The organism is Loktanella sp. S4079, from assembly GCF_000967725.1.
In the GTDB taxonomy this organism is placed as follows: Bacteria; Pseudomonadota; Alphaproteobacteria; order Rhodobacterales; family Rhodobacteraceae; genus Yoonia.
The window spans coordinates 512,554-527,949 of the sequence record NZ_JXYE01000002.1 but is presented as its reverse complement, the minus strand read 5'-3'; the positions used below and the strand labels follow the sequence as shown (position 1 = coordinate 527,949).

The window sequence follows — 15,396 nt, the reverse complement described above, 5'->3', positions numbered from 1 at the left end:
TAATTCGGTTGACGGCTTATCTCCGCCACATGGGCAAAAAGCTAACTGATTCATCCACCAAATTGTCCACAGAAGGTTAATCAAAGTGCAAAAACAGAAAGCCCTTAAGTTCGGCTAACTTAGTCAAAGTTTTTCAGATTCGAGTCGAAGGTTTTCCACCGATTTGCAGCTATGCTGTTAATCTTTATGGCGAATTATTGGGCGCGACCAAAACGACACAGCAGCCCGGAGGCTGCTGTCGTGATATTCAAGCTTTTGTTGAATGGTCGGGGCGGAGAGATTCGAACTCCCGACCCTCTGTTCCCAAAACAGATGCGCTACCAGGCTGCGCTACGCCCCGACGAGGGCTTCTCTAAACCCAGTGAACTGATTTGAAAAGGCCTAATCGTCACTCTTTTCGTCGCAATTTAAAAATGCCTTAGAACCAAGGGCCGGATGCTGCAAAAAATCTCCCTCAGCGATCCCAAGACGCGCCGAAAGCCCGCCGTTAATCTCTAGAACGACCAAAATTCCGTCCCCACCGGGAATCGGTGTGGTTTCTAAAGGAATCGCATTTTCATGAATCGAGAGAATCTCGCCGTCTGGTGCGGCAAAAATCATATCCAAGGGAATCAGTGTGTTCTGCATCCAGAAGCTCACTGGCTGCGGCTGCTCGTACACAAACAGCATTCCTGACATGATCGGTAGGTCTTCGACGAACATCAGCCCACGGGCGCGTTCTTGGGGATCGTCGGCAACATCGACGCTAAAGCGCGCCTGCCCCCAATCCCCGCTGACCGTCACCTTATCTTCTGCGCATGCCGCCCAGATTGGTTGGGCTGCGAAAATGAAACCAAGGGTGACGATCAGATTTTTCACTTAGCGGCTATCTCCCAGCCGACGACTTCGATCGCCATGCGACCCCGTTCGCCATCCACCAGTCGCAGGCCAATGGCCTCGCCGGATTGAAGGTCGGACAAGCCCGACCGCCGTAAAACTTCGATATGAATAAATACGTCGTCGGTATTTCCAAAAATATTGGCGAATCCGAATCCCTTCGCCTTATCGAACCACTTCACGCGGGCTGGTTCTATTTCGCGCTGCGCGATATCTTCGGCCGAAAACTCGGCCATATCCTTGAGCGGCACTGCTGTTTCAGCTTGTGGCGGTGTGATCGACAGAACCTCTGTCGCCTGCAGCCCACGCTGCGTGTCTTGTACAACGATTTCGATTTGCGATCCGTCAACGACAGACCCCTGTCCGAAATTGCGCAAGACATTTGCGTGTAGCAAAATGTCTGATCCACCCTGATCTGCAACGACAAAGCCAAAGCCCTTTGCCGGATCAAACCATTTTACCAGTCCATTAACACGCTTTTGGTTACTAGCACCCTGCGTTTCCATTACGTCTTCCCCTCGGGCACAGTCGCAACCGCCCCCGTCTTCCTCAATTTGTCCCGTTCACCACCGGAAAACCTTGACGACATTAATATAGAGTTTTCACTATACGCGAAACTCATGGATTTAGTCGCGTGATTTCCCACGGCCCACTTGTTGTTTTGCGTGACCACCGAAACCGATCATGCAACCTGTATGCACCATCTGACCAAAACTCGACTTCCAGAGGTACAATCCGGAAACCACCCCAAAAAGGTGGCCGTCCCGGATCCACCCCTTTTTGTAACGTTACTTTTGCGACTTCTGCCATCAACGCAGAGCGTGACGACAAAGGCCGCGATTGCCGTGATGCCCAAGCGCCAATGCGGCTCTTGAGCGAACGCGACTTGTAATAAGCATCAGCAATCGGCCCATCCTCACGTGAGACCAACCCCCTTACTCTAATCTGCCGCGCTAACGACTTCCAGTGTAACACAAATGCGGCTTTGCCCGAGTGCGCGATTTCTTGCGCCTTCTGACTTTCGTAGTTGGTGTAAAACACAAATGCGTCTTGCTCAATCTCCTTGAGCAAGACCATGCGCACGTTTGGCAAACCTGTTGCATCGACAGTCGATAGTGCGATGGCGTTCGCGTCGTTAGGTTCAGAATGAGTAGCGGTCTCAAGCCACTGGCGCGCAATGGCAAACGGGTCTTCACCCGCGAATATACCATCTCTGTCACCCATTACTCTGCCTCACTCTTTCCTTGCGGGATAGGCTTAGGCACAATCACAGAATGTCGCAACCTTTTTGAACGTCTGTTCAAAAGCTTGCTGCGGGTACTGCAATCGCCTAAACGAGGCTAACGCGAAGTAAACCAAGACGAAGGAACGACAGCGATGACGTCTCAGCTGATGCAAGGCAAACGGGGCCTGATTATGGGCCTTGCCAATGACAAATCCATCGCATGGGGGATTGCAAAAGCCTGTGCCGAAGCCGGCGCTGAATTGGCATTTTCCTATCAGGGCGACGCACTCAAGAAACGTGTCGGTCCGCTTGCGGAATCGGTTGGGTCAGACATTGTTCTACCCTGTGATGTGGGTGACGAAGCGTCGATTGACGCCCTCTTTTCAGAGCTAGAAAGCCGCTGGGGAAAGCTGGACTTTATCGTTCATGCCATTGGTTTTTCAGACAAAAATGAACTCCGCGGCCGTTACGTAGACACCAGCCGCGACAATTTCCTGATGTCGATGGATATCTCGGTCTACTCGTTCACAGCCGTGGTAAAACGTGCCGAAAAAATGATGACCGAAGGTGGCTCATGTTTGACACTTACGTATTATGGCGCCGAAAAAGTCATGCCGCATTACAACGTCATGGGCGTCGCCAAAGCGGCACTCGAGGCATCGGTGCGTTACCTTGCTGAAGACCTCGGAAAAGACGCCATTCGCGTGAACGCAATTAGCGCCGGAACGATCAAGACCTTGGCGGCTTCTGGCATCGGCGATTTTCGGCTCATCATGAAATGGAACGAATATAACGCCCCTCTACGTCGCACCGTGACACAAGAAGAAGTCGGTAAATCCGCACTGTACCTGCTGTCTGATTTGGGCAGCGCAGTCACAGGCGAGGTGTTGCATGTCGACGCCGGTTATCACGTCGTCGGAATGAAAGCCGTAGACGCACCTGACGTTACCAAAGAGTAAGGTCACGCCCGAGACATTGGAACCATCCGGTTTCTACATTCGCGCGCAGCCAATGCCCCCGAACTGGGGGTTATCATTGCTGCGCGCACAATGCCCTATTGATTCTCTTTCGCGCTAATACCCCAGCGCGCGATGCCATCCATAACTTGCGACTCGTCTCGCTGATCCCACGATTTCCATTCTGTATCGTGTGATCTGGCTGGGCATCGTACCGCACGGCACATCTTTCTCTTTATATACAGCAAGACTATTGGCGGTGTTTTTCTAAGAAACTGCGCGGAATAGCATGGCGGCGCGCATTTTTTCACTTGAAAGGACACGCTAAGGCTACATAAGCCTATCAACTCTGATTGATCGCGTGTTTGGTGCAACTCTTGCGCTAATTGGTGCTAAGGTAACCGCCACGTGATCGCTGCCACAAGGAATATGCCATGACCGATACCCGCCTGCCTCATGAAAAAGGGTTCCACATTAGCTGGGATCAAATTCACCGCGACAGTCGCGCGCTTGCGTGGCGGCTAGACGGGCAAGGGCCAGATGACGGGGCGTGGCGTGCTGTCGTGGCCATTACACGCGGTGGCATGGCACCTGCGATGATCGTCGCCCGCGAACTGGACATCCGGACCGTCGATACGATCAGCGTAAAAAGCTATGATCACCAAGAGCGCTCCGAAGCCAAAGTGCTAAAGGCCCCTGATGCCGAGCTGATGGGCGACGGGACTGGCATTTTGATCGTTGATGATCTGGTGGACAGCGGCAAAACACTCGAACTGGTGCGCAAGCTCTATCCGAACGCGCAATTCGCGACAGTCTACGCTAAACCTAAAGGACGCCCGCAGGTCGACACATTTATCACCGAAGTCAGCCAAGATACTTGGATCTTTTTCCCTTGGGATATGGCACTTCAGTATGTTGAGCCCTATCGCGGCAAGGACTAACGCATTACTGATGGCAGTATATCAAACCGCGCGGCGATCTGAATTGTCGTGCGGTTTGGCCATATTATCGGATTAGATCATGACGATTTCACGCACCGCCACGACATTTGCCCCACCCGTGATGGAGGCGCGCCGTTGGCTCGAAGGCGTGGAACATCCCGCAGATCGCCCGCTGCTAAACGTGAGCCAAGCAGCCCCCGTTGACCCGCCTCCGCCACCACTTCGCGAAGCGATGGCGCAAATTGTTCTCGATGATCCAGAGGCCCATCTTTACGGTCCTGTCCTCGGGCTACCAGGCCTGCGCAATGAAATCGCAACGCGATGGAGCAAAGCATATGGCGGCACCATCACTGATCGACAAACTGCGATCACTTCGGGCTGCAACCAAGCATTCGCCGCAACGATTGCAACGCTCTGCAATGAGGGTGACGAGGTCATCATCCCGGTCCCTTATTATTTTAACCACCGGATGTGGTTGGATATGTCTGGTGTCAAAACCGTAGCGCTGCAAACCCGCGATGGGATGATTCCCGATGCGACAGACGCCGCCAAACTGATCGGGCCGCGCACCCGCGCAATCGCCTTGGTCACTCCGAATAACCCTTGCGGGGCAGAGTACCCCGCGCAGGTCTTGCAAGACTTTATGACATTGGCGCGCAAACACGGCATTGCGCTAATCGTTGATGAGACCTACCGCGATTTTGATAGCCGCACCGGTGCGCCCCACAATCTGTTTCAAGACCCAAATTGGGATGACACGCTGATCCAGCTCTATTCTTTTTCAAAGGCTTACCGCCTGACTGGGCATCGCGTTGGCGCAATCGTGGCGAGCCCGTCACGTCTGGCCGAAGTTGAAAAATTCTTGGACACCGTCACCATTTGTCCAAACCAGCTTGGTCAGCGTGCCGCGCTTTGGGGGATGCAGAACCTTGATACATGGCTTGCGGGTGAACGTTTAGAAATTTTGAATCGCCGCACGGCCATTTCAGAACATTTTCACAAACTCGAATCAAAGGGTTGGAAGCTACTGGGATGCGGCGCGTATTTTGCCTATGTGACCCATCCGTTTGCGCAGTCTTCGGCTGATCTCGCGCCGAGAATCGTTGCAGACGCAGGTGTTCTCCTGCTTCCGGGTACGATGTTTATGCCAAATGATGTGGCGGGCGGCGAAACCCAATTCCGGATCGCTTTTGCGAACATCGACCGCGACGGAATCGAAACGCTCTTTGATCGGCTCGCCAACCTGCCCTACTGACCCTTGCACCCTTGGGCGCAGGGCCGTATTCATGGCCCACCAATTAGGGCGGAGCGCACGAAGTTTATGGCAGAGAAAAAGAAAAATCGGTACGGCCCATTGGTCATTGTCGGGGTTGTTCTTGTTGGCATGGCTGGATTTGGGTCCAGCGGCTTTACCAGCAGTATGCGAAGCCTTGGGACCGTTGGAGACAAAGATGTACCGATCACGGATTACCAGCGCCAGCTCAACGCGCAAATCCAAAACATGTCGCGCCAGTTCAATACGCAAATCACCTTTCAACAGGCGATTTCTTTGGGGCTCGACCGTCAGGCGCTTCAGGCTGTTGTCCAAAACCGCACTCTCGACAATGAGGCAGCGAACCTTGGTCTTTCTGTCGGAGACCAGCGCGTTTTTGATCAACTCAAATCGATCCCAGAATTTCAGGGCCGCAACGGTTTTAACGCCGACAGCTATCGCCTAGCTCTCCAGCAATCGGGCCAAAATGAAGGCGCCTTTGAAACATCGCTTCGCGAAGAAATGGCGCGCACATTGCTGCAAGGCGCTGTCGTCGGCGGTGTGCCCCAGCAGGATGTGTTTGGCGACACAATGATCGCCTATATTGCGGAACGCCGCAGCGCGACCTGGGCCGCGATTGATGCAGAGGCGCTTGACGCGCCAACGCCAGGTGCGACGGATGCGGATATTCAATCCTATTACGACGAACACCCCGAAGATTTCACGCTGCCGGAAACCCGTGACATTACCTATGTCTGGCTTGCGCCCGACATGATCCAAGATGAAATGGATGTGCCGGAAACCGCGATTGAACAGCTATACCAAGACCGTATCGCTGATTTCGTCCAGCCAGAGCGTCGCTTAGTTGAACGCCTTGTCTATCTTGATGCACAAAAAGCCGAGGACGCGCGCGCACGTGTCGACGCCGGTGAAGCCACATTTGAAGATCTGGTGACTGAACGCGGTCTGTCACTTAACGACGTTGATATGGGTGACGTTGACCAAGAGGAACTGCGTGCCGCAGGAACTGCCGTCTTTGAGGCCGCGCCCGGTGACGTTGTTGGCCCGTTCAATTCGCCGCTCGGCCCTGCGCTATTCCGGATGAACGCTGTCTTGGCGGCGCAAGAAACGCCACTTGAAGAAGCATCAGCAGAATTGCGCGATGAACTTGCCGCGGATGCCGCACGCGAGGTGATCTCGGATAGTACGGACGGTATTCTCGATTTGATTGCTGGCGGTGCGACGCTCGAAGATTTGGCTGACCGCACGAACCTGGAACTTGGCACCATCAATTGGACCGATCAAATCGCCGAGGGAATCGCAGCTTACGACGATTTCCGCGATGCCGCTGCCCGTGTCGAAGAAGGTGCCTTTGCCGAGGTAATCGACCTTGCAGACGGTGGTATTTTTGCGCTGCGCCTTGATGGCATCACGCCCCCTGCTGTGCGCCCATTGGATGAGGTCCGCGATGCCGCCGCTGAAGCGTGGCAAGTCCAAGCCCGCCAAGACGCTGTAATGGCACGCGCCACGGAACTATCCGCCGATATCCAAAGCGCAGAAGACTTTGAAACGCTTGGGCTGATCGCCAATACCGAAGAAAACATGACACGTACCGACTTCATCGAGGGCACACCGCCTGTATTCAATGAAGAGCTATTCAAAATGGCTGTGGGTGATGTGGCTGTATTGGACGCAGGTGACCGCGCCGTAATCGTTCGTCTTGATGCAATCGCGGGTCCAGATGAATCTGATGAACTCACCGCGAGCCGCATTGAAGCGCTGGCCGGAAATGCCACGACGGCGATTGCGCAGGACATTTACCAAGCCTACTCAGCCGCGCTTCAGCAAGAAACAGACGTGAACATCAATCAGGCCACCGTGAACGCGGTCAACGCCCAGTTCCAATAGGTTAATATGTCACTCCTTCCTCAGTATGATGCTTTCGCCCGCGGCTATGACGCTGGCGAGAACCAAGTTGTGTACACGCGCATTGCCGCCGATCTGGACACCCCTGTTTCATTGATGCTCAAGCTATCGGGCGCTGGCAAAAACGCCTTTATGCTTGAAAGCGTCACAGGCGGCGAAGTGCGCGGGCGCTACTCCATCATCGGGATGAACCCTGACCTCATTTGGGAGTGTCGCGGGACAACCTCGCGCGTTAATCGCAACGCCCGCTTTAGCGATGACGATTTTGTCGATCTTGATGACGATCCGCTAACAGCCTTGCGCTCTGTGCTCGCGGAATCGCGCATTGATCTGCCTGCTGATCTGCCTGCGGCTTCTGCCGGGCTGTTTGGTTATCTGGGATATGACATGATCCGCTTGGTCGAACATCTCCCCGATATCAACCCCGATCCACTGGGATTGCCCGATGCAATGATGTTGCGTCCTTCGGTGGTGGCCGTTCTTGATGGGGTTAAGGGCGACGTGATTCTGGTGGCACCCGCCTATGTCCGCGATGGCATTGACGCGCGCGCAGCCTACGCCCAAGCGGCAGAGCGCGTTATGGACGCACAGCGTGCACTTGAACGTCCCACACCCGGTGACGGTCGCGCGCTCTCTGATCCGACGCCAGTAAACCCGCCGGTTTCGAACTTTACCCATAGTGGTTATTTGGAAGCCGTGGAAAAGGCCAAGGAATATATCCGCGCCGGGGATATCTTTCAGGTCGTCCCATCCCAGCGCTGGACCCAAGAGTTCCGCGAACCGCCCTTTGCGCTCTATCGCAGTCTGCGTCGGACAAACCCATCACCATTCATGTTCTTCTTTAACTTTGGCGGCTTCCAAGTCATCGGGGCAAGCCCGGAAATCTTGGTGCGGGTCTTTGGCAAAGAGGTCACAATTCGCCCTATCGCTGGCACCCGCCCTCGCGGTGCAACCCCTGCGCAAGATAAGGCGAACGAGGCAGAATTGCTGGCCGACGAAAAAGAACTGGCCGAGCACCTTATGCTCTTGGACTTGGGCCGCAACGATACCGGCAAAGTCAGCAAAATTGGTACGGTGCGCCCGACCGAAGAATTCATTATTGAACGCTACAGCCACGTGATGCACATTGTGTCCAACGTCGTTGGCGAGCTGGCTGATGATCAGGATGCGCTTTCAGCATTCTTTGCTGGTATGCCTGCGGGGACAGTGTCTGGCGCACCCAAAGTTCGCGCCATGGAAATCATTGATGAGCTGGAACCAGAAAAGCGTGGTGTCTATGGCGGCGGCTGTGGCTACTTTAGTGCGAATGGCGACATGGATATGTGCATCGCCCTACGGACAGCGGTGGTAAAAGACGAAAACCTCTACATCCAAGCTGGCGGCGGCGTCGTACACGACAGTGATCCAGAGGCCGAGTATCAAGAAACCGTTCACAAATCGAACGCGATCCGCAAAGCCGCGTCAGACGCGACAATGTTCCCCAGTGGCGGCAACTAAGTAAGCGAAACGTAGGGTGGATTTTAATCCACCCTTTTTCTTATTTCATGCTCTTTAGTACGGCTGAAACAGGTGCCAAAACCATTTGTTCCTGATCCACCGATAGCGCCCAATTGGTAAGCGCAGAGATCGTCTCAGCCCGCACTTGTCCAAACAGCACAGCGCTCCCCATCTGGCGCGCACGTAGCGCAGACTGATCAAGTGCCCGTTCAATTGCAGGCTGGTCTTCGCCTTTCGCGTCAAGTTCGCGCAAAATCGTGACTGCGGGCACCTCTGCCGCCTCTGCTGCGCGTAATGCGCCGCCGAGACCACGCTGCACGGTCACAAGCCCACGACCGTCCTCAGAAAGAATCTGCATCGCTTGATCAATCGCAGCACGGTTACTTTGCAAGACGCCTGTCCCATCAGAATAGAGCGCAATGGCCTCTGGTAAGCTGCGGAACCCTGCTTCGAACGCGACCTCGACATCTGTCGGAACGGCCCCTTCCGGCAGCGAAGCCTGCATGATGACTTCGATCCCATAGGCGCGATAGGCCCCCATATAGTCGGCGGCATTCGGATCAAGCGCATTCAAAACCACAGTCACCGGAACGGGCATTGCAGATAATTCTGATGCCATCACCCCGTTTGAACCATCATCCAACAGCATCACCGAAATCATCGGCAGCCCGCGCGGATTTTCAAAGGCGGTCGCATAGCGCCCGAGCGCAGTTGGATCTGTCCGCCCAATGGCTAGAGGTGCAGAGCCAGCCTCTTCGCCCCCTTCTGTTGTTGCGGCAGATGGGCGATTCACTCGGATACGCTTCCCATACTCAGGCGCAGCGGCCACTGGTTCTTCGGCTTGGGCAGTTGTGGTCTCTTCGGTAGCTTCGGCAGTTTCAGCCGTTTCGCTCTCGGATGTTTCTGGCGCCGCATCGGAGGGTTGCACATTTGGCGCAGCCACTGCCCCGCTACCACCCGATGGTTGATCTGACGCTTGTTCTGACACACCCGCCTCAGGCGCTACACTCGGTTCAGGAACAACAATCGGTGGCAACATTGCCACCCCCTCAGAAGAGGGTTCACTGATTGACGGCGGAACCAAATCGCTTGGTCCACCCTCAACGATATAAGGTGCGTCTTGTGATGGCTGGGGATCATCAAAATTACCAAAATCTGGCACCATCATCTTATTTTCTGTTGTCTCAACAACGCTCGGCTCAACTTCGGCAGGGAGCGCCTCAACCTCAGTTTGGGTCTCTGGATCAATCCAAACCAATGTCCCGTCATCGCTCACGCCGGGCTGGAGCACGGTTTCAACCTCAGCTTCAACGACCTCAGACGCATCATCAGTTGGCAACGGTGTCTCAAAATTCGCGACATCCTCGGCGATTTCAGTAACACTCGGTGCTTCGGCTTGATCTGCCTCGACAATCGGCGCAGGAGGCTGCGGCGTCATAACAGAGGTGTCATTTGTGGTCGGAACCGTCAGCGGAGCGGCCTCTGTCGCGGGCAATGCAGGTGCTTCGAGTGAGGTCACAACCTCTGATTCGTCTATTTCAACAGGCGTGTTCAGCTCGGCCTCGACCTCTGTTGTCTCAGGTGCCGCAGGCGGATCAGTATCTGCTGGTGGCTCTGCGATTTCAGCCTCTGCCGCAGAGACGCGCGGCGCGCTCACGGCAAAGTCACGGTCTGCTGGCGGTGCCAATTCACCGGGATCGCTCTCGACTTCGGCGGTTTGCGCCACCTCAGGAGCCGCGATCAGCGGTGTCTGCGGGGGTTCATTTCCGGCTGGTTGTTCCCCAATCAAAGACGCGACACCCAGTCCTGCCCCACCAAGAACAAGCGCCCAAACACCCCCTGACACACTACTCCGCATAAAAAATTCGCCCCTTAAGTCGTATGTATTCCAGCCGTTCGATCTTGACGCTGCCCCGCGTCCCGGCCCATGTATGGCATGATTATACCGTCAGCCATGGGGGAGACGGTAGCCCTAATTCGACCTGCAGGGGATTTTGTCATGCTTTTGCTGATAGATAACTACGATAGCTTCACCTACAATCTGGTTCACTACCTTGGTGAACTGGGCGCTGACGTCGTGGTTCGCCGCAATGACGCCTTGGATGTTCAACAGGCCATGGGCATGCGTCCCGATGCAATTTTGCTTTCTCCCGGCCCTTGCGACCCTGCACAGGCCGGCATTTGTTTGCCGCTCGTTCATGCCGCGGCCGAGGCTGAAATCCCGCTGATGGGGGTATGCCTTGGCCACCAGTCCATCGGCGAGGCATTTGGTGGCAAGGTAATCCGCTGCCATGAGATCGTTCACGGCAAGATGGGCGCAATGCACCACACTGGCAAAGGCGTCTTTGCAGATTTGCCCACCCCCTTTGAGGCCACCCGCTATCACTCACTGATCGTCGAGCGTGAAACCCTGCCCGATTGTTTGGAGGTCACAGCCGAACTCGAAGACGGCACAATCATGGGGCTTCAGCACAAGACCTTGCCAATTCACGGTGTACAATTTCACCCCGAAAGCATCAAATCCGAACATGGTCATAAGTTGCTGAACACCTTTCTTGATGTTGCAAAGGTGCCGGCATGAACGACGCTATGAAGCCCCTGATCTACGCAGCCTCCGAAGGTCCGCTTTCGCGATCACAAGCCGAAGAAGCATTTGGCTATCTTTTTGAAGGGAATGCCTCGCCCGCTCAGGTTGGTGGATTTCTGATGGCGCTGCGCACACGTGGTGAATCTGTGGCCGAATATGCAGCAGCAGCCGCTGTAATGCGCGCCCATTGCGTGCCGGTAAAGGCACCCGAAGGTGCAATGGACATCGTCGGCACGGGTGGCGACGGCAAACATACGCTGAACATATCGACCGCGACCGCATTTGTTGTCGCAGGCGCTGGCGTTCCGGTGGCAAAGCACGGAAACAGAAACCTATCGTCAAAATCAGGCACTGCAGATGTTCAAGGCGCGCTTGGGATTGACGTGATGGTTGGCGCGGATATCGTCGAACGCGCATTGGCCGAGGCTGGCATTGGCTTTATGATGGCCCCGATGCATCATCCTGCGATGAAACATGTTGGCCCCGTGCGCCTGGAACTTGGATGCAAAACGATCTTTAACATTCTGGGACCATTAACAAATCCTGCTGGGGTTAAACGTCAGCTAACGGGTGCATTCGCCGTAGATTTGATCCATCCCATGGCGGAAACCCTGCAACAGCTTGGCTCGGAAAAGGCGTGGTTAGTTCACGGCAGTGATGGCACGGATGAGATCACAATTTGCGGACCCACCGCTGTCGCCGCACTTGAGAATGGCAAAATATCATCCCGCGAAATCCACCCAGAGGATGCTGGCCTGCCCGTTCACAACTTCGCGGATTTGATCGGCGGAACGCCTGAGGAAAACGCCAACGCGTTGCGCGCGCTGCTTGACGGTGAAACCGGTGCTTACCGCGACGCGGTCTTGTTTAATGCCGCTGCGGCGCTTGTTGTTGCGGACAAGGCGACGAGCCTGCCTGAGGGCGTCGAAATCGCCCGCGCAAGCATCGACGCAGGAAAGGCAAAGCAGGCCGTTGAAACTTTGGCCCGGATTAGCAAAAGCTGATGTTCGACCTCAGCGCGATTGGTGATTGGGCGGAACTGTCATTTTTTGATCAGGATTTGCCTGCGATCACTGCGCATCTTGATGACCGCATTCTACCGCCGCCTGCCCTGACCTTTGCAGCGTTACAGCGCTGCCAACCACAGGACACCCGTGTCGTGATCATCGGCCAAGACCCCTATCACACGCCGGGCAAGGCAGATGGCCTTGCGTTTTCGATCCCGGACAGTTTTGGCGGGCGGCTTGATAGTTTGGGCAATATCTTTAAGGAAATTCAAAGCGATCTAGGCGTGACGCGCAGCAAAACCGGACTAGAAGACTGGGCCGATCAGGGCGTGTTGTTGTTGAATACCGCGTTGACCGTTTTACCGGGTAAACCCAAATGCCACGCGAAAATCGGGTGGTCGAAACTTGTTGCACAGGTTTTGAAGCATCTGGGCGACCGCCCACGTGCCTTTATCCTGTGGGGCGGTCCCGCACAGACCTACGCTAGATATATTGCCGACGATCATCTCGTGCTGACCTCGGCGCATCCATCACCCTTGTCCTGCCATCGCGGTTTTTTCGGCTCTCGCCCATTTTCAAAGACCAACCAGTGGCTTATTGATCAAGGCCAAGAGCCAATAAACTGGGCGGACCCATGACTGACATTCTCGAGAAAATCAAAACCTACAAGTTAGAACATGTGGCCGCATGCAAAGCTGCGCATCCTCTCTCAGAGATCGAGGCACGCGCGAAAGACGCCCCGCCGACCCGTGGGTTTGCTGCGCGTCTGCAAGAAGCCTCGCGCGAGGGCTACGGGCTGATCGCTGAAATCAAAAAGGCGAGCCCATCCAAAGGTCTGATCAGACCAGACTTTAACCCGCCAGAGCTTGCCAAAGCTTACGCGGACGGTGGCGCGACCTGCCTTTCTGTCCTTACTGATGGTCCATCATTTCAGGGCGACGACAGCTATTTGACCGCTGCCCGCAGCGCAGTTGACCTACCCGCCCTGCGCAAAGATTTCATGTATGATACATATCAAGTGGCCGAAGCACGTGCGCTTCATGCGGATTGTATCTTGATCATTCTGGCATCCGTCAGTGACGCACAGGCCCAAGAGCTCGAGGCGGCTGCCTTTGAGTGGGGTATGGATGTGCTGCTAGAGGTGCATGATGCACAAGAGTTGGAACGCGCAAGCCTATTGAAGTCGCCGTTAATGGGCATCAATAACCGCAATCTCAAGACCTTTGAAACCACGCTCGACACGACGCGCACGCTATCCAAACTTGTCCCCGCTGATCGCACAATCGTTTGTGAAAGCGGGCTGAATACGCCTGAAGAGCTTGCAGATATGGCGCGGTATGGTGCGCGGACATTCTTGATTGGTGAAAGCCTGATGCGCCAAGATGACGTGACCGCAGCGACCCGCACCCTGCTTGCCAATCCGGCAGCGACTGGGGGCATGTAATGACTAGCCTGAGCCATTTTGATAGTGACGGCAAGGCCCATATGGTCGATGTCTCTGACAAACCGGACACGGCGCGCATCGCCGTTGCCGAAGGTCACATCAAAATGTCACCAGAGACATTATCGTTGATTGTCGAAGGCCGCGCAGACAAGGGTGACGTTTTGGGGATTGCGCGCATTGCTGCGATCACTGGCGCCAAGAAGACCGCTGACCTCATCCCGCTGTGTCACCCATTACCGATCAGCAAGGTCGCCGTAGATTTCACACCTGATACAGCCCTTCCCGGCGTGTACGTCCGTGCTACGGTCAAAACGACTGGGAAAACAGGTGTGGAGATGGAGGCCCTAACCGCAGTGAGCACAGCCACTCTGACAATCTACGACATGGTGAAGGCCGTGCAGAAAGATATGGAAATTGGCGGTATTCGTGTCGCGCTAAAGGATGGCGGAAAATCCGGCCGCTTTGAAAACACATGATTTCTGTCGCCGAAGCGCTTGATCATCTTTTTGCGCTGGTAGATCCGCTGCCGTCGGAACAAGTAGCGCTGCGATCAGCACATGGTCGCGTGCTGGCCGCTGACGTTGTGGCCCTTCGTGATCAGCCGCCTTTTGCTGCTTCGGCGATGGATGGATATGCGATTTCACGTGCCGATGCTCTCCCTGGTGCTAAACTTCGCATCATAGGAGAAGCCGCCGCTGGCCATGCCTTTGCAGGTGCCGTCACCCCAGGCGAGGCTGTACGTATATTCACCGGTGCGCCCATGCCGACGGGCACCGATTGGGTCGTCATCCAAGAAGATGTCGTCGCTACGGGCGATGAAATCACCCTCAACGAAACGTTAGAGCAATCCGCCTATGTCCGTGCGGCCGGCGCAGATTTCACGGCGGGTTCACGTATTACCGCACCACGCCTGATTTCGCCCGCCGATACAGCGCTGATGGCTGCAATGAACGCTGCCACGATTCACGTTACACGCAAGCCCGTCGTGGCCATCATCGCAACAGGCGATGAATTGGTTCAACCCGGCGAAACACCGCGTGCTGATCAAATCATCGCCTCAAATAGCTACGGCATTGCGGCGCTGGTCGAAAACTTTGGTGCCACAGCGCGCCTCTTACCAATCGCCAAAGACAACGCACCCTCGCTCGAATTGGCGCTTGATCTCGCGTCGGACGCTGATCTGATTGTGACAATAGGCGGCGCGTCTGTTGGGGATCATGATATCGTCGGCGAAGTTGCACAGAGCCAAGGTCTAGACCGCGCGTTCTACAAAATCGCAATGCGACCTGGTAAGCCGCTTATGGCAGGGCGGCTCGGCCAAGCGGCCATGATAGGTCTGCCCGGCAATCCGGTCTCTGCAATGGTTTGCGCGCATATCTTTTTGGGTCCTGTGATCCATTATATGCTCGGACTTGGCGCGCACCCTGCCCCAACCCATACTGCCCAGCTCACGAACCCGCTCGGCGCGAATGGCCCACGCGAACATTACATGCGCGCGCGAGTCACGGGTCACCATGTCACCGTGTTTGAGCGTCAGGATAGTGCACTGCTTTCTGTTTTGGCGGATGCCAATTGCCTCGCGGTGCGTCCGCCACATGATCCTGCGCGCAAAATCGGGGACGAGATCAAAATCATCCATCTCAACTGATTTCCCAACACAACACGCCAGAGTTGACACAAAACAG

15 protein-coding genes and 1 tRNA gene are annotated in these 15,396 nt (G+C 55.2%); 11 read left to right on the top strand and 5 right to left on the bottom strand.

Annotation, left to right across the window (positions count from 1 at the left end; genetic code table 11):
- Window positions 1-263 precede the first annotated feature (263 nt).
- The 4 genes from TW80_RS03765 to pdxH all read right to left on the bottom strand — a co-directional run bounded on the left by TW80_RS03765 (window position 264) and on the right by pdxH (window position 2,100).
- Window positions 264-340 (bottom strand) — tRNA-Pro (locus tag TW80_RS03765).
- Window positions 341-381: 41 nt separating this feature from the next.
- Window positions 382-858, bottom strand: coding sequence for a DUF192 domain-containing protein (locus TW80_RS03760; protein WP_045995987.1), 477 nt, complete (start codon window positions 856-858; stop codon window positions 382-384).
- Entirely contained in the window at window positions 855-1,382 is a 528-nt protein-coding gene (locus TW80_RS03755) for a cold-shock protein (RefSeq protein WP_045995986.1), read from the bottom strand. The genes TW80_RS03760 and TW80_RS03755 overlap by 4 nt, the downstream gene beginning before the upstream one ends.
- Window positions 1,383-1,494: 112 nt before the next feature.
- Window positions 1,495-2,100 carry a pyridoxamine 5'-phosphate oxidase gene (pdxH, locus tag TW80_RS03750; RefSeq protein ID WP_045995985.1) on the bottom strand — a complete coding sequence of 202 codons (606 nt, stop codon included), beginning with the start codon at window positions 2,098-2,100 and terminating at the stop codon, window positions 1,495-1,497.
- 153 nt (window positions 2,101-2,253) lie between these two features.
- On the opposite strand from pdxH, the gene fabI reads away from it, so the two are divergent.
- The 5 genes from fabI to trpE all read left to right on the top strand — a co-directional run bounded on the left by fabI (window position 2,254) and on the right by trpE (window position 8,673).
- Window positions 2,254-3,060, top strand: a complete 807-nt coding sequence (fabI, locus tag TW80_RS03745) for an enoyl-ACP reductase FabI (RefSeq protein ID WP_045995984.1) — start codon at window positions 2,254-2,256, stop codon at window positions 3,058-3,060.
- A 431-nt stretch (window positions 3,061-3,491) separates the two neighbouring features.
- Window positions 3,492-3,998 (top strand): xanthine phosphoribosyltransferase, encoded by a 507-nt coding sequence (gene gpt, locus TW80_RS03740; protein ID WP_045995983.1) that lies wholly within the window; start codon window positions 3,492-3,494, stop codon window positions 3,996-3,998.
- Between the two features lie 79 nt (window positions 3,999-4,077).
- Complete coding sequence (locus TW80_RS03735) at window positions 4,078-5,253, top strand: aminotransferase (RefSeq protein ID WP_045995982.1); 1,176 nt, start codon at window positions 4,078-4,080, stop codon at window positions 5,251-5,253.
- Between the two features lie 66 nt (window positions 5,254-5,319).
- The gene (locus TW80_RS03730; RefSeq protein WP_045995981.1) at window positions 5,320-7,158 is read left to right on the top strand and encodes a peptidyl-prolyl cis-trans isomerase; all 1,839 of its coding nucleotides are present in this window, start codon (window positions 5,320-5,322) and stop codon (window positions 7,156-7,158) included.
- A gap of 6 nt (window positions 7,159-7,164) precedes the next feature.
- Entirely contained in the window at window positions 7,165-8,673 is a 1,509-nt protein-coding gene (gene trpE, locus TW80_RS03725; protein ID WP_045995980.1) for an anthranilate synthase component I, read from the top strand.
- A gap of 40 nt (window positions 8,674-8,713) precedes the next feature.
- Here the strand turns inward: trpE and TW80_RS17585 are convergent, their stop codons facing one another.
- A complete protein-coding gene (locus TW80_RS17585; RefSeq protein WP_052700878.1) occupies window positions 8,714-10,531 on the bottom strand; it encodes a divergent polysaccharide deacetylase family protein in 1,818 nt (605 codons plus the stop codon).
- Between the two features lie 141 nt (window positions 10,532-10,672).
- On the opposite strand from TW80_RS17585, the gene TW80_RS03715 reads away from it, so the two are divergent.
- The 6 genes from TW80_RS03715 to TW80_RS03690 are packed head-to-tail and all read left to right on the top strand — an operon-like array spanning window position 10,673 to window position 15,359.
- Window positions 10,673-11,254 carry an anthranilate synthase component II gene (locus tag TW80_RS03715; protein WP_045995979.1) on the top strand — a complete coding sequence of 194 codons (582 nt, stop codon included), beginning with the start codon at window positions 10,673-10,675 and terminating at the stop codon, window positions 11,252-11,254.
- Entirely contained in the window at window positions 11,251-12,264 is a 1,014-nt protein-coding gene (gene trpD / locus TW80_RS03710) for an anthranilate phosphoribosyltransferase (protein ID WP_045995978.1), read from the top strand. The genes TW80_RS03715 and trpD overlap by 4 nt, the downstream gene beginning before the upstream one ends.
- Complete coding sequence (locus TW80_RS03705) at window positions 12,264-12,905, top strand: uracil-DNA glycosylase (protein WP_045995977.1); 642 nt, start codon at window positions 12,264-12,266, stop codon at window positions 12,903-12,905. The genes trpD and TW80_RS03705 overlap by 1 nt, the downstream gene beginning before the upstream one ends.
- On the top strand, window positions 12,902-13,711 hold the full coding sequence (gene trpC / locus TW80_RS03700) for an indole-3-glycerol phosphate synthase TrpC (protein WP_045995976.1): 810 nt from the start codon (window positions 12,902-12,904) through the stop codon (window positions 13,709-13,711). Before TW80_RS03705 ends, trpC begins: the two co-directional genes overlap by 4 nt.
- Window positions 13,711-14,187 (top strand): cyclic pyranopterin monophosphate synthase MoaC, encoded by a 477-nt coding sequence (gene moaC / locus TW80_RS03695; protein WP_045995975.1) that lies wholly within the window; start codon window positions 13,711-13,713, stop codon window positions 14,185-14,187. The genes trpC and moaC overlap by 1 nt, the downstream gene beginning before the upstream one ends.
- The gene (locus TW80_RS03690; RefSeq protein WP_045995974.1) at window positions 14,184-15,359 is read left to right on the top strand and encodes a molybdopterin molybdotransferase MoeA; all 1,176 of its coding nucleotides are present in this window, start codon (window positions 14,184-14,186) and stop codon (window positions 15,357-15,359) included. Before moaC ends, TW80_RS03690 begins: the two co-directional genes overlap by 4 nt.
- Window positions 15,360-15,396: the final 37 nt, after the last annotated feature.